Raw genomic sequence first — 556 nt, 5'->3', positions numbered from 1 at the left:
CAGTTGGTGTCGCTGTAATAAAAATAATTGTCGATGGTGACCTGGTCGCCGCTGCCGTACTGGAGGACGAGGCCGTAGTTGCCGTTGTCAAACAGGGCGGTCAGGCCGGACGACGCGAGGTTGGTGAGCTGCACGGTGTCCGTGCTGTTGTCGGTGTCGTAGTTGTAAACCTCGTCCTGCCCGTCGCCTATGCCGAACACATAGGTGTCAAGCCCGTCATTGCCTTGGAGGTAGTCGTTGCCCGTGCCGCCCGCCAGGGTGTCATTGCCCGTGCCGCCATAAAGGATGTCGTTGCCGCCCAGCCCGTTGAGGGTGTTTGCCATACCGTCCATCGCGTTCAGGGTGTCCCCGGCTGAGGTGCCGTTATGCCGCTGGAGGAGGTCGGCGAAGCCCCAAGTGGCATCGGTGAACTGTATTTTATCGACTTGCCAGTTGGTGTCGCTGTAATAAAAATAATTGTCGATGGTGACCTGGTCGCCGCTGCCGTACTGGAGGACGAGGCCGTAGTTGCCGTTGTCAAACAGGGCGGTCAGGCCGGACGACGCGAGGTTGGTGA

The 556-nt window shown here is 59.4% G+C and carries 1 protein-coding gene; it reads right to left on the bottom strand.

What is annotated here, in order from left to right:
* A partial coding sequence (locus tag AADEFJLK_RS23745) for a calcium-binding protein (RefSeq protein ID WP_282957383.1) occupies positions 1-556 on the bottom strand: 556 nt, incomplete at both ends.

This window comes from Methylovulum psychrotolerans (assembly GCF_002923755.1).
Taxonomy (GTDB): domain Bacteria; phylum Pseudomonadota; class Gammaproteobacteria; order Methylococcales; family Methylomonadaceae; genus Methylovulum; species Methylovulum psychrotolerans.
This window is presented reverse-complemented; position numbering and strand designations above follow the sequence as displayed.